Source organism: Azohydromonas lata NBRC 102462, assembly GCF_001571085.1.
In the GTDB taxonomy this organism is placed as follows: domain Bacteria; phylum Pseudomonadota; class Gammaproteobacteria; order Burkholderiales; family Burkholderiaceae_C; genus Azohydromonas; species Azohydromonas lata.
Map to the genome: position 1 here is coordinate 56,422 of NZ_BCTC01000017.1, position 19,826 is coordinate 76,247.

The window sequence follows — 19,826 nt, forward strand, 5'->3', positions numbered from 1 at the left end:
CTTCTTCAGGAGTTCTCGAGGACCACGCCCTCGATCAGGTTGGCCACGTCCTCGCAGCGGTCGGAGATGGATTCGAGCTGCTCGTAGATCGCCTTGAGCTTGATGAGCTCGCGCACGTCGGGCTCCTGGCGGAACAGCTTGGACATGGCGCTGCGCATCACGCGGTCGGCGTCGGATTCGAGCTTGTCGATCTCCTCGCAGGTCTTGATGGCGGCCTCGGCCACGGCCGGCACGTTGAGCTTGGGCAGCAGCGACACGGCGTGCTGCACGCGCTCGCAGCACTTGACGCTGAGCTCGGCCAGCGAGCGCAGCTCCTCGGTGACGGCATGCACGTCGTACAGCGCCATGGTCTCGGCCGTGTCCTGCAGCAGGTCCAGCACGTCGTCCATGGCGTTGATCAGCGACAGGATCTGTTCGCGATCGATCGGGGTGATGAAGGTCTTGTGCAGCAGCCGGTTGACTTCAGCGGTGACCTTGTCGGCATCGTGCTCGGCGGAGTCCACGCCGTCGGCGTAGCGCTGGCGCAATGCCGGATCGGCGTAGTTCTCGATCATCAGCATGAAGGCCCGGGAGCCTTCGGCAATCTTCGCGCCGTGCTGGTTGAACAGCTCGAAGAAATTGCCCTCCTTGGGCAGCAGCTTGGAAAACAGCATGTCGTCCTCTCGTCCGGGCCACAAAGGCCGGCGAGCCGTGGGCGAGCGCAAGCCGCCACGGCTGGGTTCAGTTGGCAAGCCCGCGATTCTATTAGGGGGCCGGTACGGCACCCGGGGTGCCTGGGGGGGCAAGTCGTCGTGTCTGTGACATTCGCGAGACACGACACCGTGACGTCATGCACGGTGAAAACCGTAACGCGTTGTCAATCCGGCGTCAGATCCAGAGACCCGCCAGCCGCTCCACCGCCTGGTCCTGCACCAGCGGCAACAGCCGCGCCGGCGTGGCGTCGCGCCCCGGCCACGCCAACTCCGGCGAAAGCTCGGCCAGCGGCGCCAGGACGAAGGCGCGCTCGTGCGCACGCGGATGCGGCAGCGTGAGCACCGGGTCGTCCTGCCGCAGCTCGCCGTAGAGCAGCAGGTCCAGGTCCAGCGTGCGCGGCGCGTTGCGGTAGGGGCGCTCGCGTCCATGCGCCAGCTCGATGGCCTGCAGCGCGCGCAGCAACGCAAGCGGCGCCAGCGTGGTGTCCAGTGCCGCCACGGCGTTGAAGAAGTGCGGGCCCGCGGCGTCCACCGGCGCGCTGCGCCACAGCGAGGACACCGCCGCCAGCCGGCAGCCCGACAGCGAGGCCAGGGCCTGCACGGCCTCGCGCAGCGTCTGGCGCGCGTCGCCCAGGTTGGCGCCCAGGCCCACCCAGGCGCGCACAGGCGCTGGGACCGGGCTCACTCGGAGGCCACCGCGTCGCCGCCACTCCCGCCGGAAGGCTTGCGGCGGCGGCGGCGCTTGCGCGCGGGCGCATCGCCACCCTCCCCACCCTCGCCTTCAGCCGGCACTGCGCCGTCCCCGGCCACGGCGGCCGCGGGCTTGGCGCGCGCCGGCGCCGCGGCGCCGGCGGACGAGCCCCGGCGCTTGCGTTGCGGCTGCGAGGCCTCGCGCACGGCCTGCACCAGGGCGTCGCGCTCCTCGGACGTGCCCAACGAGAAGTCTTCCCACCACTCGGCCAAGTCGGCGTCGGCCTGGCCCACGTCGGCGCGCAGGCGCAGGAAGTCGTAGCCGGCGCGAAAGCGCGGCTGCTCCACCAGCGCGAAGGGCGCGTTGCCCGTGCGGCGATCGAAGCGGGGCTGCATCAGCCAGATCTCGCGCATGTCGGCGGCGAGCTTGCCGCGGCCGGAGATGTCGCCGATGCGCGCGTCGAACACGGCGTCGATGGCCTGCTGCAGCGCGGGCACGGGCGGCTCGCCCGCGTCCTTCAGTTGCGCCCAGCGCGACTGCACGTCATGCCACAGCATGCACGCCAGCATGAAGCTGGGCGCCACGGCGCGGCCATCGGCCACGCGGCGGTCGGTGTCCTCCAGCGCCAGGCGGATGAAGCGCTCGCGCACCTCGTCGGCATTGAACACCACCTCCAGCAGCGGGAACACGCGCTGCATGCCCTGCTTGCGCAGCTCGTCCAGGCTGCGCAGCGCGTGGCCGGTCTGCAGCAGCTTGATCATCTCGTCGAACATGCGCGAGACGGGCACGTTGTCCAGCAGCTCCATCACCCGCGGCATGGGCTCGCGCGTGCGGGCCTCGATCTCGAAGCCCAGCTTGGCCGCGAAGCGCACCATGCGGATGAGGCGCACCGGATCCTCGCGGTAGCGCAGCTCCGGCTCGCCGATGATGCGCAGCAGCCGCTTCTTCACGTCGCGCACGCCGCCGTGGTAGTCCACCACGATGCGCGTGGTGGGGTCGTAGTACATGGCGTTGATGGTGAAGTCGCGCCGCGCCGCGTCCTCGATCTGCGGACCCCAGACGTTGTCGCGCAGCACGCGGCCGCTGGCGTCCACCACGTGGCTCTTGCCGGCCAGCTCGCTCTTGGAGGTCTTCTCGTTGCCCTCCACCTGCTCGGCGGCGCTGGCGTCCAGGTAGGCGCGGAAGGTGGACACCTCCACCACCTCGTGGTCGCGGCCGCGGCCGAAGATGACGTGCACGATGCGAAAGCGCCGGCCGATGATGAAGGCGCGGCGGAACAGCCCCTTCACCTCCTCGGGCGTGGCGTTGGTGGCGACGTCGAAGTCCTTGGGCCGCAGGCCCACCAGCAGGTCGCGCACGGCGCCGCCGACGATGTAGGCCTCGAAGCCCGCCTCCTGCAGCGTGCGCACCACCTTGACGGCGCGGTCGTCCAGCAGCGAGGCATCGATGCCGTGCTTGCTCTCCGGCACCTCCACGCGTTCGCCCAAGGGAATGCGCGGCGCCTTGGGCTCGGACTTGCCGCCGCCGAGCAGCCGGCCGATGAGGGTCTTGATCATGCGAACAGCTTGAGGATGGGCCAGCCGCGCGCGAGGGCGATCGCCTCCAGCGCGGAGCCCGGGTTGGTGGCCACCGGGGAATCGACCTGCTCCAGCAGCGGCAGGTCGTTGGTGGAGTCGCTGTAGAAGTGCACGCGGCTGAAGTCGGCTTGCGTGCGGCCCAGGCCGGCGAGCCAGTCGCGCACCCGCGCTATCTTGCCCTCGCGGTAGGAGGGCACGCCGTCGATGGCGCCGGTGACGCGGCCCTGCGCGTCGCGCGCCAGGCGCAGCGCGATGAGGTGCTCCACGCCGAAAGCCTGCGCGATGGGCGCGGTCACGAACTCGTTGGTGGCGGTGACGACAGCGCACAGGTGGCCGGCGTCCTGGTGCTTGCGCACCAGGGCCAACGCCTGCGGATGCATCTGCGGGCGGATCACCTCCGCCATGAAGCGCTCGCGCGCGGCCAGCGCCTCGGCCTCGGGGCGCGCGCGCCAGGCGGAGGTGGCGAAGTCGATGTAGGCCGGCAGGTCCAGGCGCCCGGCCTGGTAGTCGGCGAAGAAGCCGTCGTTGCGCGCGCGCCAGGCCTCGCCGTCCGCCCAGCCCAGGCGGACCATGAATTCGCCGAAGGCGTGGTCGGAGTCCCCGGGCAGCAGCGTGCCGTCCAGGTCGAATAGAGCCAGTTCCATGTTGTCCTTGTTCTCGTGTGCGGCCACTTCAGGCGCCCTCCTCGGCCAGCATGCGCCGCAGCAGCGGCACGGTGACGGCGCGGCGCTGTGCCAGCGCGAAGCCGTCGAGCCGGTCCAGCAGCGCCATGAGGTGCTTGAGGTCGCGGTCGAAGTGGTTCAGCAAGTAATCCATCACGTCGTCGGTGAGCTCGATGCCGCGGCGCTGCGCCTCGTGCTGCAGCGTGACGCGGGCCTCGTGCTCGGCCAGCGGCTGCAGCGCGAACACGTCGCCCCAGGCCAGCCGGGTGCGCAAGTCCTCGCGCACGGGCAGGTCCACGGGCGGCACGCGACCGGCGGCCACCACCTGCACCTGGAACGTGGCGGCGTCGATGAAGGCCGCGAACGCGGCCTGCTGGTGCAGCGGGTCCAGCCGCTCGCAGTCGTCCATGACCAGCAGCGTCCAGCCCTCGTCCACCTCCCAGGGCACCGGATCGGCGGCGTTGAACCAGCCCACGCGCTCGCCGGCGAGCTGGCGCTCGTGCACCAGCGCCTGCAGCAGGTGGGTCTTGCCGCTGCCTTGCGGACCCCACAGGTACAGCGGCGCGAGCGCGGCCGAGCCCCGGCCGAGCCGGCGCAGGTGCTGCACGGCGGCCGCGTTGGCGCCGGGCACGAAGCCATCGAAGCTCGGTACCCGCTCGAAAGCGATCGGCAAGGGAATCTGTTTCATCCGGATTCGGGTCCGGCCGGCCCGCGCCGGCACCGCGGCCCGGTGCGACCGGCAAAGGGACCGGTTCCACCGGCGGCACGCGCCGGCGCGGTCGGCGGCGGCACCGGCGCCACCAGTGGCGCACTGGCGCGGCCGGCCGCTGGCGGACTGCGGGCGCGATTGTAGGGGGCTGACGCCCCTCAACCCCGGGGCACGGAAATGGCACGCGCCGGGCGCGGGCACGGCACCGGGGGCGTCAGTGCAGCCGCGGCTGGCCGTGGCGGCGCAGCTCTTCCAGCCGTTCGGTGAGCGCGGGCGCGTCGGCCGCCTGCGGATGCTGGCGCAGGTACTGCGCCAGGTCCTGCGCCGCGGCGGCGTACTGGCCCAGCTCGGCCTGGCAGAGGCCGCGGTCGCGCCGCTCCTCCCAGTCCTGCGGCAGCAGCAGCACCAGGCGCTGCTCCACGGCCAGCAGCCGCACCCAGTCGCCGGCACTGCGGTGGATTTCCTTCAGGTTGCGCAGCAGCCGCGCCAGGATCTCGCGCGGCGGCGCGGCTTGCAGGAACAGCTCCAGCGGCGCCTCGAAGTCGCCCACCAGGCCCTGCTGGCGGCGGTAGGGCTGCAGCCGCTCGTCGAGCTGCTCGCGCGAGAGCGAGCGCCCGTTGAACGGGTCCAGCACCACCTCGCCCTGCGGCATGTGCAGCTTCACCAGGAAATGCCCGGGAAAGGAAACGCCGTGCGCCTGCAAGCCGATGTGGTCGGCGATCTCGATGTAGAGCAACGCCAGCGTGATGGGAATGCCGCGCCGCGTCACCAGCACCTGGTGCAGATAGCTGTTGGCCAGGTCGTAGTAGTCGTTGACGTTGCCCGCGAAGCCCAGCTCCTGGAAAAAGTAGCGGTTGAGGCTGCGCAGCTTGAACATGGGCGCCGCGTCGGCCGGCAGCCGCCGGCGCAGCCGCTCGGCCAGGGTGTCCACCTCGTGCAGCACGGACTGGGTGTCCAGCTGAGGGTAGTCGTCCTGCGCGACGCTCACCGCCGCTTCGAAGGTGGAAAGGCTCGCGTCGTCGGCCACGAGCGCCGCGAAATACTCCAGCGCCGTCGGAGGCTGGAACTGCCGGAAATGCATGCCGCCGCTCATGAGAGGCAGTGTAGGCCCACGCGCTCAGCCCCGGCGCAGCAACTGCTTGGGCTTGAGGCCGGAAAGCATCAGCGTGCCGAAGTAGATGACGCCCGCCCCCACCATGGCCGCGGCCATGCAGGCGATGCGCACCAGCTCGCGCATGTGGGCCCAGTCCAGGTGGTCGTTGAGCCAGGACAGGCCCGCGCCCATGGCCGCGCTGGCGGCCAGCAGCTGCATCAGGTAGCGGACCCAGCCCGGCCCCGGCCGCCACAGGCCCCGGCGCCACAGCAGGAACAGCAGCGTGCCGGCGTTGACCAGCGCCCCGAGGCTGGTGGAGAGCGCCAGCCCCGCGATGCCCAGCCCCCCGCCGAACACGAACACGAGGTTGAAGAGCTGCGTGAGGACGAGCACGGCCACGGCCACGCGCACCGGCGTGCGCGTGTCCTGCCGGGCGTAGTAGCCCGGAGCCAGGATGCGTATGGAGACGATGCCGATCAGCCCAACGCCATAGCCCACCACCGCCAGCGCAGCGCCGCGCAGGTTGTCCGCGTCGGCGGCGAAGGCGCCGCGCTGGTAGAGCGTGGCCACCAGCGGCTCGGCAAAGACCAGCAGCGCCAGCGCGCAGGGCATGGCCACCAGCAGCAACTGGCGCAGGCCCCACTCCAGCATGCCGGAGTAGGCGGCTTCGTCCTTGCGCGCGTGCGCGGCCGAGAGCTGCGGCGTGAGCACCACGCCCAGCGCCACGCCCAGCAGCGCGGTGGGGAATTCCATCAGCCGGTCGGCGTAGGTCAGCAGCGAGACCGCGCCCGCGCCGAGCTGGGAGGCGATCTGCGTGTTGATGAGCTGCGAGATCTGCGCCACCGACACGCCCAAGAGCGCCGGGGCCATCTTGCGCAGCACGTCGTGCACGCCCTCGTGGGTCCAGGCCGCGCGCACGCCGCGCCAGCTGAGGCTGAAGCGCGGCATGGCGTTGATGCGCCGCAGCGCCGGCACCTGCACGGCCAGTTGCAGCACGCCGCCCACCATCACGCCGGCGGCCAGCGCGTAGATGGGCTCGATGCCCAGCCGCTCGAACAGCGGCACGCCCAGCATGAGCGCGACGATCCAGGCCAGGTTGAGCAGCACCGGCGTGGCCGCCGGCACCATGAAGCGCCGCCAGGTGTTGAGGATGCCCGCGGCCAGCGCCACCAGCGACATGCAGGCGATGTAGGGGAACATCCAGCGCGTCATCACCACGGCGTGGTCGTAGCCGCCGCTGTCGCGCAGGCCCTCGCCCATGAGCCACACCAGCAGCGGCGCGCCCACGATGCCGATGGTGCAGATCACCACCAGCGTCCACAGCAGCATCGTGGCCACGGCATTGATGAGGCGCTGCGTGGCCTCGTCGCCGTCGCGCGCATGCGAGGCCGCCAGCAGCGGGACGAAAGCCTGCGAGAAGGCGCCCTCGCCCACCAGGCGGCGCAGCAGATTGGGAATGCGAAAGGCGACGTTGAAGGCGTCGGTGAGCGCACTGGCGCCGAAGACCGAGGCCTGCAGCAGGTCGCGCACCAGCCCCGTGATGCGCGAGGCGAGCGTGAGCAGGGAGACGGTGGACGCGGCCTTGAGCAGGTTCATGAGGCGGGCCGCGGTGCGCGCGCTTTGGGCATGAAGCCCGCGCGGCAAAAGGACACGGCAATAGCGGCGAAGAGCCGGCGATTATAGGAAGACCACCCGCGCGGCTCGGACCAGGCTTTCGCCCATCAACTTCGGAATGCTATACTCGCCGGCTTTCCACCCTGGACCCACCACACCAGCATGGCTACCTCTTCCAAAGCCAAGAAGAAAACCGTCCGCATCGCGTCTGGCCGCAAGCGCGCTCGCCAGGACGTGAAGCTGAACGCCGCCAACACCGCGCTGCGTTCGAAGTTCCGCACCGCCATCAAGAGCGTGCAGAAGGCCGTTGCCGCCGGTGATGCCGCCAAGGCCACCGACGTGTTCAAGGCCGCCCAAAGCGTGATCGACTCCGTCGCCGACAAGGGCATCTTCCACAAGAACAAGGCCGCCCGCCAGAAGAGCCGCCTGGCCGCCAAGGTCAAGGCCCTGTCGCTGGCTTCCTCCGCTGCTGCTGCCTGACAAGGCGGTTCCCAGGGGGATATGAAAAAGGCCCGCAGCGCGGGCCTTTTTTCATGGCCGCCCGCTGCTTGAGCGTCGGCTCGCACGGGCATCGCGACCCCCTGCCGCGATGGCAGGACGGCTGAAGCCGTCGCGTCGGCAGCGCGCCTTTCGGTTGCGCGCGCCACCTTCCGCTGAACAGACTTACTTGACCGCGTCCGCCTTCTCGGCGGGCTTGGCGGGGCTTTGCTGCGGCTGTGCCGCGGCGGCCGGCTTGTCCGGCAGCAAGCAGGCCTCGGCCACCTGCAGCTCGTTGTCGCGCGCGAAGTTCATGACGAAGTCCCAGGCGCGCACGTCCACGTCCTTGAGCGCCTCGCTCACGATCACGCACTTGACGCCGTTGATCACGCGCGGCACGCACAGCGGCGAGTAGCCGATGTGCGCGCCCGGGCCGGTGCGCGCGCCGCCGGGTCGGAAGGAGGACATGGCACCCGCCAGCCGCTCGGCCCAGTCGCTGGGCCTGAAGGTGCGACCTTGGAGAGTGATCCCCTGGATAAAAACTTCTCGGGGTTTGGACATGCGAACGGGGGGTGGAGTTCGATGGGAGAGCCGGCCCGGTGGCCGCGCAAAGCGGGCGACATTGTGCCTCCATACGGGTTTCCCCGGCCTGACGCCCCTAACAGCTCACGGCCGACCTGCAGCGCAATGTGCGCTTTGGCCGAAACAAGCCATCCCGCAAGCGCGGCATAGAATCCCGGGCTTGGCCGGCCCATGTCGCGCAAGACATGCCCGGCTTCGGTTTTTTTGTGCGGAGCCCCCCACCGATGAACGCCACTTCCCCGTCGCCCCTGATGAACACCTACGGCCGCCTGCCCTTTGCGCTGTCGCACGGCCGGGGCTGCAGGGTGTGGGACACCGACGGCAAGCAATACCTCGATGGCCTGGGCGGCATCGCCGTCAACACGCTGGGCCACGCCCATCCCAAGCTGGTGCCGGCGCTGCAGGACCAGATCGCCAAGCTCATCCACTGCTCCAACTACTACCGCGTGCCGCTGCAGGAGCAGCTCGGCGCCAAGCTGGTGGCGCTTTCCGGGCTGACCAACGCCTTCTTCTGCAACTCCGGCCTGGAAGCCAACGAGGCCGCGATCAAGATCGCGCGCAAGTACGGCCATGACCGCGGCATCGAGTTCCCCGAGGTCATCGTCTACGAGAAGTCCTTCCACGGCCGCTCCATCGCCACGCTGTCGGCCACGGGCAACACCAAGGTCCAGGCCGGCTTCGGCCCGCTGGTGGAAGGTTTTGTTCGCATTCCGCTCAACGACTTGGCCGCCGTCGAGGAAGTGGCACGCACCCGCCCCAACGTGGTCGCGGTGTTCCTGGAGACCATCCAGGGCGAAGGCGGCATCAACCCCGCGCGCTGGGAATACCTGCAGGGCCTGCGCAAGCTGTGCGACGAGCGCGAGTGGCTGCTCATGCTCGACGAGGTGCAGTGCGGCATCGGCCGCACCGGCAAGTGGTTCGCGCACCAGTGGGCCGGCATCCAGCCTGACGTGATGCCGCTGGCCAAGGGCCTGGGCTCCGGCGTGCCCATCGGCGCGGTGGTGTGCGGCCCGCGTGCGGCCAACGTGTTCCAGCCCGGCAACCACGGCACCACCTTCGGCGGCAACCCGCTGGCCATGCGTGCCGGCCTGGAGACGCTGACCATCATGGAAGAGGACGGCCTGCTGCAGAACGCGGCCGAGGTCGGCGCCCACCTGCGCGCCGCGCTGGAGCGCGAGCTCGCGGGCAACGCCGCCGTGGTCGAGATCCGCGGCCAGGGCCTGATGCTGGGCATCGAGCTGGACCGCCCCTGCGGCGAGCTGCTGGGCCGCGCCGCCCAGGCCGGCCTGCTGCTGAGCGTCACCGCCGACCGCGTGGTGCGCCTGGTGCCGCCGCTGATCCTCACCCGCGCCGAAGCCGACGAGATCGTTTCGATCCTGTGCCCGCTGATCGCGCAGTTCGTCGCAGAAACCACCGCGCCATGAAGCCCGGAATGAGCCTGATGAAGCACTACCTGCAGTTCAAGGACTTGCGCGCCGAGGAGTACGCCTACCTCCTGGAGCGCACCGCCATCATCAAGAAGCGGTTCAAGAACTACGAGAAGTACCAGCCGCTGGCGGACCGCACGCTGGCCATGATCTTCGAGAAGGCCAGCACCCGCACCCGCGTGAGCTTCGAGGCCGGCATGTACCAGATGGGCGGCTCGGTGGTGCACCTGACCACCGGCGACAGCCAGCTCGGCCGCGCCGAGCCCATCGAGGACAGCGCCCGCGTCATCAGCCGCATGGTGGACCTGGTGATGATCCGCACCTTCGAGCAGTCCAAGCTCGAAGCCTTCGCGGCGCACTCGCGCGTGCCCGTCATCAACGGCCTCACCAACGAGTACCACCCCTGCCAGATCCTGGCCGACATCTTCACCTTCATCGAGCACCGCGGCTCCATTGCGGGGAAGACCGTGGCCTGGGTCGGCGACGGCAACAACATGGCCAACACCTGGCTGCAGGCGGCGGAAGTGCTGGGCTTCACGGTGCACGTGAGCACGCCCAGCGGCTACGAGATCGACGCCGCCGTGGCCGGCATCAAGAACGCCAACTGCTACAAGGTCTTCGCCGACCCGCGCGAGGCCTGCCGCAACGCCGACCTGGTGACCACCGACGTGTGGACCAGCATGGGCTACGAGGCCGAGAACGAGAAGCGCAAGCTGGCTTTCGCCGACTGGTGCGTGGACACCGACATGATGGCCGTGGCCCAGCCCGACGCCGTGTTCATGCACTGCCTGCCCGCCCACCGCGGCGAGGAGGTGACGGCCGAGGTCATCGACGGGCCCCAATCCGTCGTCTGGGACGAGGCCGAGAACCGCATGCACGTGCAAAAGGCGCTCATGGAGTACCTGCTGCTCGGCCGCATAGGCTGACGCCGCCGCGCCTTGCGCTGCCGCAGCCGCGAAGGCGGGCGGCAGCGTCGGGTAAGCCGGGGCGTGCAGCATGCGCAGCCCCCGCCTTTGCTTCCAGCCCGATGAAACTCGCCCTGATCACCGACCTGCACGCCAACCGCGAGGCGCTGGAGGAAGTGCTCGCCCACGCCCGCGGCCACGGCGCGCAGCAGTTCGCGCTGCTGGGCGACTTCGTGGGCTACGGCGCCGACCCGGGCTGGGTGCTGGACCAGGCGCGCGCCCTCGTGGAACAGGGTGCCTTTGCCGTGATGGGCAACCACGACGCGGCCACCGTGCGCGGCGCGCAGCCCACCATGCGGCCCACGGCGCGGCTGGCGGTGGAATGGACGCGCACGCAACTGGCGCCGGCGCAACTGAGCTTCCTGGCCGCCCTGCCGCTCACGCGCGAGCACGGCACCTGCCTCTTCGTCCACGCCAACGCCCACGCGCCGGCCGAATGGGAATACGTGCTCAGCCGCGCCGAGGCCGTGCAAAGCCTGCAGGCCACGCCCGCACGCCACGTCTTCTGCGGCCACATGCATCTGCCCATGCTCTACCACCTGTCGGGCACGGGCAAAGCCGGCGACTTCGCGCCCGTGCCGGGCGTGCCCATTCCCGTGCTGCCGCACCGGCAGTGGCTGGCCATTCCCGGCGCCTGCGGGCAGCCGCGCGACGGCAACCCGGCCGCCGCCTACGCCATGTTCGACGACGAGGCCATGACCCTCACCTTCCACCGCGTGCCCTACGACCACGACGCCGCGGCGAAGAAGATCCTGGCCGCCGGGCTGCCGCCGGAGTTCGCGCAGCGCCTGCACGATGGACGCTGAGGCACAGCCCGCTGCGCCACACGAGGACGCGCACCACGCCCCGCTGCGCGCGGGCCGCGTCATAGACGGCTTCACGCTGCAGGAGCACCTGCACCAGGGCGGCATGGCCCACCTCTGGCGCGTCACGCACCCGGCGCACCAGCTCCCGCTGATCATGAAGGTGCCGCGCATCAAGGGCGGCGAGGACCCGGCCACCATCGTCGGCTTCGAGGTCGAGATGATGATCATGCCCATGCTGGCGGGCGTGCACGTGCCGCGCTTCATCGCCAAGGGCGACTTCGCGCGCCAGCCCTACATCGTCATGGAGCTCATCTCCGGCCACTCGTTGCGCCCGCGACTGGATGCCGCCCCGCTGCCGCTGCGCGAGGTGCTGGACCTGGGCGCACGCGTGGCTACCGCCCTGCACGACCTGCACCGCCAGCACGTCGTCCACCTGGACGTGAAGCCCAGCAACATCCTCTTCCGCCCCGACGGCAGCGCCGTGCTGGTGGACTACGGCCTCTCGCGCCACGACCACCTGCCGGATCTGCTGGACGAGGAGTTCACGCTGCCCATAGGCACGGGGCCCTACATGTCGCCGGAGCAGGTCCAGTTCGTGCGCAACGACCCGCGCAGCGACCTCTTCGCGCTGGGCGTGATGCTCTACCACTTCGCCACCGGCGAGCGTCCCTTCGGCCAGCCCACCAGCGTCGCCGGGCTGCGCCGGCGGCTCTACACCGAGCCCACGCCGCCGCGCACGCTGCGAGCGGACATGCCGCCGTGGCTGCAGGAGGTCATCCTGCGCTGCCTGGAGGTGGACCCCGACAAGCGCTGGCCCAGCGCCGCGCAGCTCGCGCTGGCGCTGCAGGAGCCCGCCCAGATAGAGCTCACCGAGCGCGCGCACAAGGCGGCCACGGCCGGGCGCTGGCGCACGCTGCGGCGCTGGCTGGCCTCGGTGGGCAGCGAGCCGCGCGCCACGGTGAGCGCGGGCGAGCAGGTGGCGCGCACGCCCATCGTCATGGCCGCGGTGGACGTGGACAACGCCGGCGAGGCGCTGCTGGAGCAGTTGCGCGAGACGGTGCGCCGCATCCTCTCCACCGAACCCGGCGCGCGGCTGGCCTGCGTGAGCGTCATGCGCACCGCGCGCATCGGCATGGACGAGCTGGTCGATGAGCAGGGCCGCAGCCACCACGTGCGCCAGCTCGTGGGCTTGAAGCACTGGGCCCGCCCCATCTCGCAGGCGCTGGACCTGGGCCACGGCAGGTTGACCTTCCACGTGCTGGAGGCGCCGGACCCGGCCGCGGCCATCATCGACTTCGCCCAGCGCACGCAGGTGGACCACATCGTCATGGGCGCGCGCGGCAACTCCGCGCTGCGCCGCTACCTGGGTAGCGTCTCGTCCCAGGTCGTGGCGCAAAGCGAGTGCACGGTCACCGTCGTGCGCGCAAGCGCGCCGCAAACGTGACGCGGCGCACGCTGGCGCGCTGACCCGCCCGCCGCCGCTGCGGCACCATGCGCGCCATGAGCAGTCCCACCGCCCCCGCCTCCTCCCAAGCTTCCCAGGACGCCAACGCCTGCACGGCCTGTGGCGCCTGCTGCGCGAGCTTCCGCGTCGATTTCGCGCGCGACGAGCTGTCCAGCGAGGGCGGCCACGTGCCGGACGGCTTGGCGGTGGACGTCAACGACAGCACCTGCCGCATGCGCGGCACGGACCACGCGCAGCCGCGCTGCGCGGCCCTGTACGGCAAGGTGGGCCAGAAGGTTCGTTGCGGCATCCACGAGTGGCGCCCGTCGCCCTGCCGCGAGTTCGGCATGCTGGCGCCGCTGGGCCTGCCCGACGACGCCTGCACCCGCGCGCGGCTGCGCCACGGGTTGCCACCACTTGCGCCGGCCTGAAAAAAGAGGCCATCGGCGGCCCGGTTAGAATGCCGGCTGTCATTGGGGAGTAGCCGCCCTCCGAGTCCAGCCCTGGACACTCAGCGAGAGGGACCTGCGTCAACAGACTTGACCGCCTTGGAGCGGACATGGCGCAGGTGGTTCGTTTCAGCTTGGCGAGACCTTTGACCGATGTGCCTCCGGACATGGCCGGGGAGGCGCTCGGTCAATGGTGTGCACTTGCCGGCCGGAGAACCTTGTTTTGGAAGCCTTCCTCATCTCCACCGGCATCGTGGCCCTGGCCGAAATGGGCGACAAGACGCAGTTGCTGTCGCTGCTGCTGGCCGCGCGCTTCAAGCGTCCCGTGCCCATCATCCTGGGCATCCTGGTGGCCACCCTCTTCAACCATGCCGGCGCGGGCGCGCTGGGCACGTGGATCACCGAGTGGCTGGGCCCGGACGTGATGCGCTGGATCCTGGGCCTGTCCTTCATCGCCATGGCGGGCTGGATGCTCATCCCCGACAAGCTCGACGAGGACGACAAGCCGCGCGGCCACTTCGGCGTCTTCGGCACCACGCTGGTGGCCTTCTTCCTGGCCGAGATGGGCGACAAGACGCAGATCGCCACCGTGGCGCTGGCCGCGCAGTTCGACGCCTTCTTCGCCGTGGTGGCGGGCACCACGCTGGGCATGATGATCGCCAACGTCCCCGCAGTGCTGCTGGGCGAGCGCGCCACGCGCAAGCTGCCCATCGCGGCCATTCACCGCATCGCCGCCATCATCTTCGCCCTGCTGGGCCTGGCCGTGCTGCTGCGGCTGGATGCGGCGCTGTCGCTGTCCTGAGCGGCACCCGCCGATCGCCACGCTGCGCCGCGGGTCCGCGGCGCCGTGGTCACAATCGCTGTGGACAGACCAAGAAGGACGCCCATGGACCATCTCGCCGTTTCCCGCCTGCAGCGCCTGCGCCAGGCGCTGCGGCAGCGCACGCTGGACGCGCTGCTCGTCCCCTCCAGCGACCCGCACCTCTCCGAGTACCTGCCCGAGCGCTGGCAGGGCCGGCAGTGGCTCTCCGGCTTCACCGGCTCCATGGGCACGCTGGTGGTGGCCGCCGACGCCGCGGCGCTCTTTGCCGACAGCCGCTATTGGGACCAGGCCGAGCGCGAGCTCGCCGGCAGCGGCATAGAGCTGGTGAAGATCCCCACCGGTGCCATCTCGCACGTGGCCGAGTGGCTTGCGCGCGTGCTGCCGCGCGGCGCCACGCTGGCGGCCGACGGCAGCGTGCTGGGCCTGGCCACGGCGCAGGCGCTGCGCGGGGCGCTGGAGCCCCTGGGCATCGGGCTGCGCACCGACGCCGACGTGCTGGCCGACATCTGGCCGGACCGCCCGGCATTGCCCGCCGCGCCCGTGTACGAGCACGCCGCGCCGCACGCCACCGTGCCGCGCGCCGACAAGCTCGCGCAGGTGCGCCAGGCCATGGCGCGGCGCGGCGCGGCCTTGCACTTCATCTCCAGCGTGGACGACGTGGCCTGGCTGCTCAACCTGCGCGGCGCGGACGTGGACTACAACCCCGTCTTCCTCGCCCATCTGCTGCTGGACGCGCAGCGCGCCACGCTCTTCGTGGGCGAAGGCAAGGTGAGCAACGCCTTGCGCGAGCGGCTGCAAGCCGACGGCGTGCACCTGGCGCCCTACGCCGACGCCGCCGCCGCGCTGGCCGGCGTTGCGGCCGACGCCGTGCTGCTGCTGGACCCCAAGCGCGTGACGCTGGCCTTCCGCGAGCAACTGCGCTGCGAGGTGGTGGAAGCCATCAACCCCAGCACCCTGCTCAAGAGCCGCAAGACGGCCGAGGAAGCGGCGCACGTGCGCGAGGCCATGGCCGAGGACGGCGCCGCCATGTGCGCCTTCTACGCCCGCTTCGAAGCGGCGCTGGCGCGCGGCGAGCGGCTGACCGAGCTGACGGTGGACGAGTGGCTCAGCGCCGAGCGCGCGCGCCGCGCCAACTTCGTGGGCCTGAGCTTCCCGGTGATCGCCGGCTTCAACGCCAACGGCGCCATGCCGCACTACCGGGCCACGGCGGAGCTGCACGCCGCCATCGAAGGCGACGGGCTGTTGCTCATCGACTCCGGCGGCCAGTACCTGGGCGGCACCACCGACATCACGCGCGTGTGGGCCATAGGGACGCCCTCGGCGGCCATGAAGCGCGACTACACGCTGGTGCTCAAGGGGACCCTGGCGCTGTCGCGCACGCGCTTTCCGCGCGGCACGCTCAGCCCCATGCTGGACGCCATCGCCCGCGCGCCGCTGTGGGCCGAGGGCATCGAGTTCGGCCACGGCACGGGCCACGGCGTGGGCTACTTCCTCAACGTGCACGAGGGGCCGCAAAGCATCAGCAAGGCCATGCCGGACGCCAGCATGGCCATGGAGCCGGGGATGATCACCTCCATCGAGCCCGGCGTGTACCGCAGCGGCCGCTGGGGCGTGCGCATCGAGAACCTGGTGCTCAACGTCGCGGCGCAGACGGCCGAGGACGGCGCCTTCGGCGAGATGCTGGAGTTCGAGACGCTCACGCTGTGCCCCATGGACACGCGCTGCATGGACATGGGCCTGCTGCGTCCGGACGAGCGGGCGTGGATCAACGCCTACCACGCCACCGTGCGCGAACGCCTGGCGCCGCGCGTCGAGGGCGACGCCCTGGCCTGGCTGATGAAGCGCACCGAGCCGATCTGAGCCTGCCGCGCCGGCCGCCTCGGCGGCCCGCCATGAGCGCTCGCCAACGCCGACGGCCGCCCTCACCGGCGGCCGTCTTGCTTGGGCGAAGGCGGCCGGCGGCCTCCCCCAGTTGGGGGAAGGAAGAACTACCGACACCGCGGCGGGAACAGGCGCTGCCCCATTGGCCTCACCCGAAAGGGGGCCCACACTGGTGTGGAGCTTCGAGGGCATGCCGCATGGACCACCTGTCGCCTGAACCACGTTGCTGTACCTCCGGCCGCCAGCCCTGCAGGCTGCGACGTCCGGAGTGCCTGCCGGCCGCGCTGCCGGCGGCTTTGCTCATCACGCTGCTGGCCGCCGCCTGCGGCGCGCAGGCCCAGGAGCGCACCCGGGTGGCCGCCGTCACCTACACGCTGGGCAGCACGAGCGTGCCGCAGCAAGGCGAGCAGTCCGAGCACCGCCGGCTGGAAGTGGTGCGTTGGGCGGCGCAGGGCGACAGCGCCTGGGGCATGTCCTTGGGCGCCAGCCGCGATGGGCTGAACCCGCCGCGGCCGGAAGTCGGCGTGCGCTGGCGCTCGCGGCTGGAAGGCAACCAGCGGCTGGACCTCTCGGCCTGGCGCCGCATCACCGCCAACGGCGCCGCCGCCTCGCCGGAGGCCCAGGACGAAGCGGCGCTGCAAACCCGCATCGAGCTGCAGTTCACCAGCCCGCGCAGCTCGGCTTCATTGGGCGAGCTGGGCGCCCTGGGCGTGCAGTTGGGCGCCGATTCCAAGCTCTCCATGCGCGTGCGCCGCGGCGGGCCCATGCTTTATTACCGCATGCAGTTCTGAGGGCTGGGGGCGCCCCGCGCGCCACCGACGGGCGCCGCAGTACGCCTTGTAGGAGGCCCGCTTGCGGGCCGAACGCCAGCCGGGCGAGACCCGCCCGCTCAAGCCCCCGCCCGCTCCAGCCGCGCCGACAGCGCCGCCGACAGCGTGTCCGCGCTGTCGAGCAGATGCGCCCTCGCCTCGGCGCTGAGGTCCCCGCGCTTGGCCGCGGCCTGCAGGCGCGGCAGCAGCGCCTGCGCCTCAGCGCGCAGCAGCGAGCGCGCGTCGGCCCGCGAGAGCGACTGCGGCCGCAGCAGCATCTGCGCCAGGCGGTTGACGTGCTCGCGCTGCAGCTCGCGCCGCGCGGCGGGGATGTCGCCGCGCGTGGACAGCTCGCGCCACACCTCGCGCGTGAGCCGGCCGTACAGCTCGGACAGGTGAAACGCGTCCTGCGCGCGGGCGAACTTGCCCTCGCTGTCCAGCAGCCGCTGCGCCACGTCGTCGCTCATGAGCTGCGCCAGCAGCGCGCGCTGCATGCCGGTGAGCATGGGTGCCACGGAGAAGTCGGTGGATACCGAGCCCGCGCCCGCGCTGAGCGCCTCGCCGCGCTCCTGGAAGTCCGGCGCCAGGCGGCGCTGCAGCGCGGGCGAGAGTTTCAGACCGTCCGGCGACAGCACCTGCGAGGCCAGCAGCTCCAGCGCCGCGCGCTGCGTGGCCGGCGCCACGGGCTGCAGCGGGTCGCGGCCGCTGCCGGGGAAGTCGCGCAGCGTGCGCACGCCGCCAATCTGGCGCGCGGCCAGGCCGGCGGCGCGGCCCGCGTCGCGCACGGCGTAGACCACGCTGCGGCGCAGCACGGCGTAGTCCTCGTCGGCCTTGAGCGCTCGCGTCTCCAGCCGCTGCAGCAGCTCGCGCGCGATGTCCATGCGCTTGCGCGCGAACTCCAGCACGTCGGCGCTGAGATCGAACATCAGCGTCTCGGGATCGACGCCCAGGTAGTTGTCCTCGTCCGTGCCGAAGCTCAGCGCCGGCTCGCTGCTGCGCGCGGCAATGCGCGCCAGCGCCGCCGCCTCGTCCTGGGCCGGCGTGCCCGGCGGGAAGGTCTTGTAGGCGTACTCGATCGCCCAGTAGTCGTAGGGACCGAGCCGCGTCTGGAAGGGCGTGCCGCCCTTCTGGCCGTTGCGCGGCAGGTTGATGGGCGCGTACTCCATCACCGAGCCGGTAAGCGCGTGGCTGTGCGTGAAGTCGGGGTCGGAGAGCTGCGCGTCGCTGTACAGGCGCGAGGCGCGGAAGTTGTGGCGCAGCCCAAGCGTGTGGCCGACCTCGTGCATGGTGGTGTCGGTGAGGTAGTCCAGGACGAACTGCTGCGCCTCGGGGCTGGACGGGTCCAGCTCGCCGCGGGCCTCCATCACGTCCAGCGCATAGCCGAGCTGCTCGGCCGCGGCCTCGGCGTAGTGGCAGCTCTCGCCTGAGGCCTGCGACAGCGCCGTCTGCACGCCGCCCGCGGCCTCGCGCGGCGAGGCGGCCATCTGCGCGTCGGCGCCGGGGCCGGACTGCATGAGCGCGGGCCAGTCCTGCATCAGCTTGGCGCCCAGCACCTGCGAGCGCAGGTTGCGTATGGCGCGCGAGGACAGGCTCTCGAAGCTGATGTCCGCGTCCAGGATCTCGCCGGTGCGCGGGTCCACCTGGCTGGGGCCTATGGCGCCGAAGCTGGCCTCGGCGTTGGTCATCCAGCGCACCGAGGGCATGCCCACGTCGAAGGTGTCGAAGTCCGCCCCGGCGGGCTGCACCTGCACGCGGATGGCGTTCTTGAAGCCCAGGGGCTCGAAGGCGGCGTTCCAGGCCAGGATGCCCCGCGAGATGGCCTCGCGGTACTTCTCGGGAATGGTGCGGTCCAGCCAGAAGGTGATGGGTTTCACCGGCTCGGACAGCGGCGCGGCCGGGTCCTGCTTCTCCAGCCGCCAGCGGTTGACGAAGCGCTGCTTGGGCGTGCGCGCCAGGTCGTCGCTGAAGTCCTGGACCACGGTGGTGAAGTGGCCGATGCGCGGGTCGGCCTTGCGCGGCGCCATGGGCTGCTCCGGCAGCTTGGCCAGCGAGTAGTACAGGCCCACGAACATGCTGCGCGCGTCCGGCAGCGTGTCCGGCGCGCTGGGCTGCGGCGCGCCCGGCGGCGAGCCGGGTTGCGGCACGGCGATGGTGGCGGTGGCGTAGTGCGCCTGCACGTTGAACACCACCTGGTCGGCCGTGGCGCGCACGCTGGTGAAGCTCGTGTGCCGCCCGTCCAGCGCGTAGCCCTGGCGGTACGCGCGCTGCAGCGACTGCGACAGGCCCAGCAGGTCCACCAGGAACAGCGGGTTGGCCTCCACCAGCACGCTCTTGCGCTCGGGGTGCGGCTGGCTGGCGACGCTGGAGCTGGCCAGCAGGCTTTGCGCGAAGCCGGCCTCCACCGCGCGCGCCTGCGGCGTGCCGGGGCGGGCGACGTACTCGGGGTTGGTCGCCACCATCTGCACCTGGTTGTGCACGCGGCGGAACTCCACGACCTGCGCCCGCCCCACCTTGCCGTTGCGCTGCACCATGGTGCCGCCCAACACGCCGCCCTCGCCTATGCCCTGGGCGATCTTGGGCGAGAGGAAGAAGGGGCGGTTGAAATCCTCGGGGTCCAGCTCCAGCCAGACCTTCTCGTCCTTCTGCCACAGGGTGATGAAGCCCTCCGTGCGCTTGGCGCCGCGGATGACGCTGGCAAAGGGCTGCAGCCCGCCGGGCGGCGTGGCGGCCGCGGCGGGCAGCGGCGCGCCGGGCGGCTTGGGCGTGAGCTCGCTGGACGAGGAGGACGACGAGGGGATGAGCCCCTGCAGGAACGAGGGCACCTGCACCGAGGCGCAGCCCGCCAGCAGCAGCGGCAGCAGCGCCGGGGCGGCCAGGCGCGGCAGCCAGGCGCGCAGGGATGAGACGCTGCGGGAAGAACCGCAGGGGGAACGGCGGGGGGAGCGGCGGAACGACATCGCGGGCGGCACTGCGGGGTGAAAAGTGACTGCGGCCGCCGCAGGGCGGCCGCTTGGGCACATGGTCTGGGACTTTGCCCAGGCCGGGCGGGTTCCGCATCGCTGCGCCCTGCGGCGCGGATTCGTTCACGCCACGGGGCGCGTCGCAGCGCGCCCCGGGCCGCCGGC

At 71.3% G+C, this 19,826-nt stretch carries 18 protein-coding genes and 1 riboswitch; of the genes, 9 read left to right on the forward strand and 9 right to left on the reverse strand.

The features are described from left to right. Nucleotides 1–5 precede the first annotated feature (5 nt). The 7 genes from ALA01S_RS08740 to murJ form a co-directional block, all read right to left on the reverse strand. The gene (locus ALA01S_RS08740) at nucleotides 6–653 is read right to left on the reverse strand and encodes a DUF47 domain-containing protein (protein ID WP_066334839.1); all 648 of its coding nucleotides are present in this window, start codon (nucleotides 651–653) and stop codon (nucleotides 6–8) included. A 214-nt stretch (nucleotides 654–867) separates the two neighbouring features. After that, nucleotides 868–1,377 (reverse strand): 2-amino-4-hydroxy-6-hydroxymethyldihydropteridine diphosphokinase, encoded by a 510-nt coding sequence (gene folK / locus ALA01S_RS08745; protein WP_066334841.1) that lies wholly within the window; start codon nucleotides 1,375–1,377, stop codon nucleotides 868–870. Next, entirely contained in the window at nucleotides 1,374–2,939 is a 1,566-nt protein-coding gene (gene pcnB / locus ALA01S_RS08750; protein ID WP_066334845.1) for a polynucleotide adenylyltransferase PcnB, read from the reverse strand. Before pcnB ends, folK begins: the two co-directional genes overlap by 4 nt. Continuing rightward, on the reverse strand, nucleotides 2,936–3,604 hold the full coding sequence (locus ALA01S_RS08755; RefSeq protein WP_066334936.1) for a histidinol-phosphatase: 669 nt from the start codon (nucleotides 3,602–3,604) through the stop codon (nucleotides 2,936–2,938). Before ALA01S_RS08755 ends, pcnB begins: the two co-directional genes overlap by 4 nt. A 28-nt stretch (nucleotides 3,605–3,632) precedes the next feature. Then, nucleotides 3,633–4,295, reverse strand: coding sequence for a DnaA regulatory inactivator Hda (gene hda, locus ALA01S_RS08760; RefSeq protein WP_307189672.1), 663 nt, complete (start codon nucleotides 4,293–4,295; stop codon nucleotides 3,633–3,635). Between the two features lie 250 nt (nucleotides 4,296–4,545). Then, nucleotides 4,546–5,412, reverse strand: a complete 867-nt coding sequence (locus ALA01S_RS08765) for a SirB1 family protein (protein ID WP_174548613.1) — start codon at nucleotides 5,410–5,412, stop codon at nucleotides 4,546–4,548. 36 nt (nucleotides 5,413–5,448) lie between these two features. Then, complete coding sequence (gene murJ, locus ALA01S_RS08770) at nucleotides 5,449–7,020, reverse strand: murein biosynthesis integral membrane protein MurJ (RefSeq protein ID WP_066334853.1); 1,572 nt, start codon at nucleotides 7,018–7,020, stop codon at nucleotides 5,449–5,451. A gap of 180 nt (nucleotides 7,021–7,200) precedes the next feature. Between murJ and rpsT the strand changes: the two genes are divergently transcribed. Beyond that, nucleotides 7,201–7,518, forward strand: coding sequence for a 30S ribosomal protein S20 (gene rpsT, locus ALA01S_RS08775; RefSeq protein WP_066334856.1), 318 nt, complete (start codon nucleotides 7,201–7,203; stop codon nucleotides 7,516–7,518). A gap of 183 nt (nucleotides 7,519–7,701) precedes the next feature. Here rpsT and ALA01S_RS08780 read toward each other — a convergent pair whose 3' ends face one another. Beyond that, entirely contained in the window at nucleotides 7,702–8,076 is a 375-nt protein-coding gene (locus ALA01S_RS08780; RefSeq protein WP_066334858.1) for a DUF3579 domain-containing protein, read from the reverse strand. Between the two features lie 245 nt (nucleotides 8,077–8,321). Between ALA01S_RS08780 and ALA01S_RS08785 the strand changes: the two genes are divergently transcribed. The 8 genes from ALA01S_RS08785 (at nucleotide 8,322) to ALA01S_RS08820 (ending at nucleotide 16,683) form a co-directional block, all read left to right on the forward strand. Continuing rightward, nucleotides 8,322–9,521, forward strand: a complete 1,200-nt coding sequence (locus ALA01S_RS08785) for an aspartate aminotransferase family protein (protein WP_066334869.1) — start codon at nucleotides 8,322–8,324, stop codon at nucleotides 9,519–9,521. Beyond that, nucleotides 9,518–10,450 (forward strand): ornithine carbamoyltransferase, encoded by a 933-nt coding sequence (gene argF, locus ALA01S_RS08790; RefSeq protein WP_066334872.1) that lies wholly within the window; start codon nucleotides 9,518–9,520, stop codon nucleotides 10,448–10,450. Before ALA01S_RS08785 ends, argF begins: the two co-directional genes overlap by 4 nt. 101 nt (nucleotides 10,451–10,551) lie before the next feature. Further along, complete coding sequence (locus tag ALA01S_RS08795; protein ID WP_066334875.1) at nucleotides 10,552–11,295, forward strand: metallophosphoesterase family protein; 744 nt, start codon at nucleotides 10,552–10,554, stop codon at nucleotides 11,293–11,295. Beyond that, nucleotides 11,285–12,739, forward strand: a complete 1,455-nt coding sequence (locus tag ALA01S_RS08800) for a serine/threonine protein kinase (protein ID WP_066334881.1) — start codon at nucleotides 11,285–11,287, stop codon at nucleotides 12,737–12,739. Before ALA01S_RS08795 ends, ALA01S_RS08800 begins: the two co-directional genes overlap by 11 nt. A gap of 56 nt (nucleotides 12,740–12,795) precedes the next feature. Continuing rightward, the gene (locus ALA01S_RS08805) at nucleotides 12,796–13,170 is read left to right on the forward strand and encodes a YkgJ family cysteine cluster protein (protein ID WP_066334938.1); all 375 of its coding nucleotides are present in this window, start codon (nucleotides 12,796–12,798) and stop codon (nucleotides 13,168–13,170) included. Between the two features lie 32 nt (nucleotides 13,171–13,202). Beyond that, a riboswitch (yybP-ykoY riboswitch) is annotated at nucleotides 13,203–13,401 on the forward strand. A 10-nt stretch (nucleotides 13,402–13,411) separates the two neighbouring features. Continuing rightward, a complete protein-coding gene (locus ALA01S_RS08810) occupies nucleotides 13,412–13,990 on the forward strand; it encodes a TMEM165/GDT1 family protein (protein ID WP_066334888.1) in 579 nt (192 codons plus the stop codon). A gap of 84 nt (nucleotides 13,991–14,074) precedes the next feature. After that, nucleotides 14,075–15,871 carry an aminopeptidase P family protein gene (locus ALA01S_RS08815; protein ID WP_066334889.1) on the forward strand — a complete coding sequence of 599 codons (1,797 nt, stop codon included), beginning with the start codon at nucleotides 14,075–14,077 and terminating at the stop codon, nucleotides 15,869–15,871. Between the two features lie 218 nt (nucleotides 15,872–16,089). Then, a complete protein-coding gene (locus tag ALA01S_RS08820; RefSeq protein WP_157118855.1) occupies nucleotides 16,090–16,683 on the forward strand; it encodes a hypothetical protein in 594 nt (197 codons plus the stop codon). 98 nt (nucleotides 16,684–16,781) lie between these two features. Here the strand turns inward: ALA01S_RS08820 and ALA01S_RS08825 are convergent, their stop codons facing one another. Continuing rightward, nucleotides 16,782–19,658 (reverse strand): zinc-dependent metalloprotease, encoded by a 2,877-nt coding sequence (locus tag ALA01S_RS08825; RefSeq protein WP_084267357.1) that lies wholly within the window; start codon nucleotides 19,656–19,658, stop codon nucleotides 16,782–16,784. Between the last annotated feature and the right edge of the window lie 168 nt (nucleotides 19,659–19,826).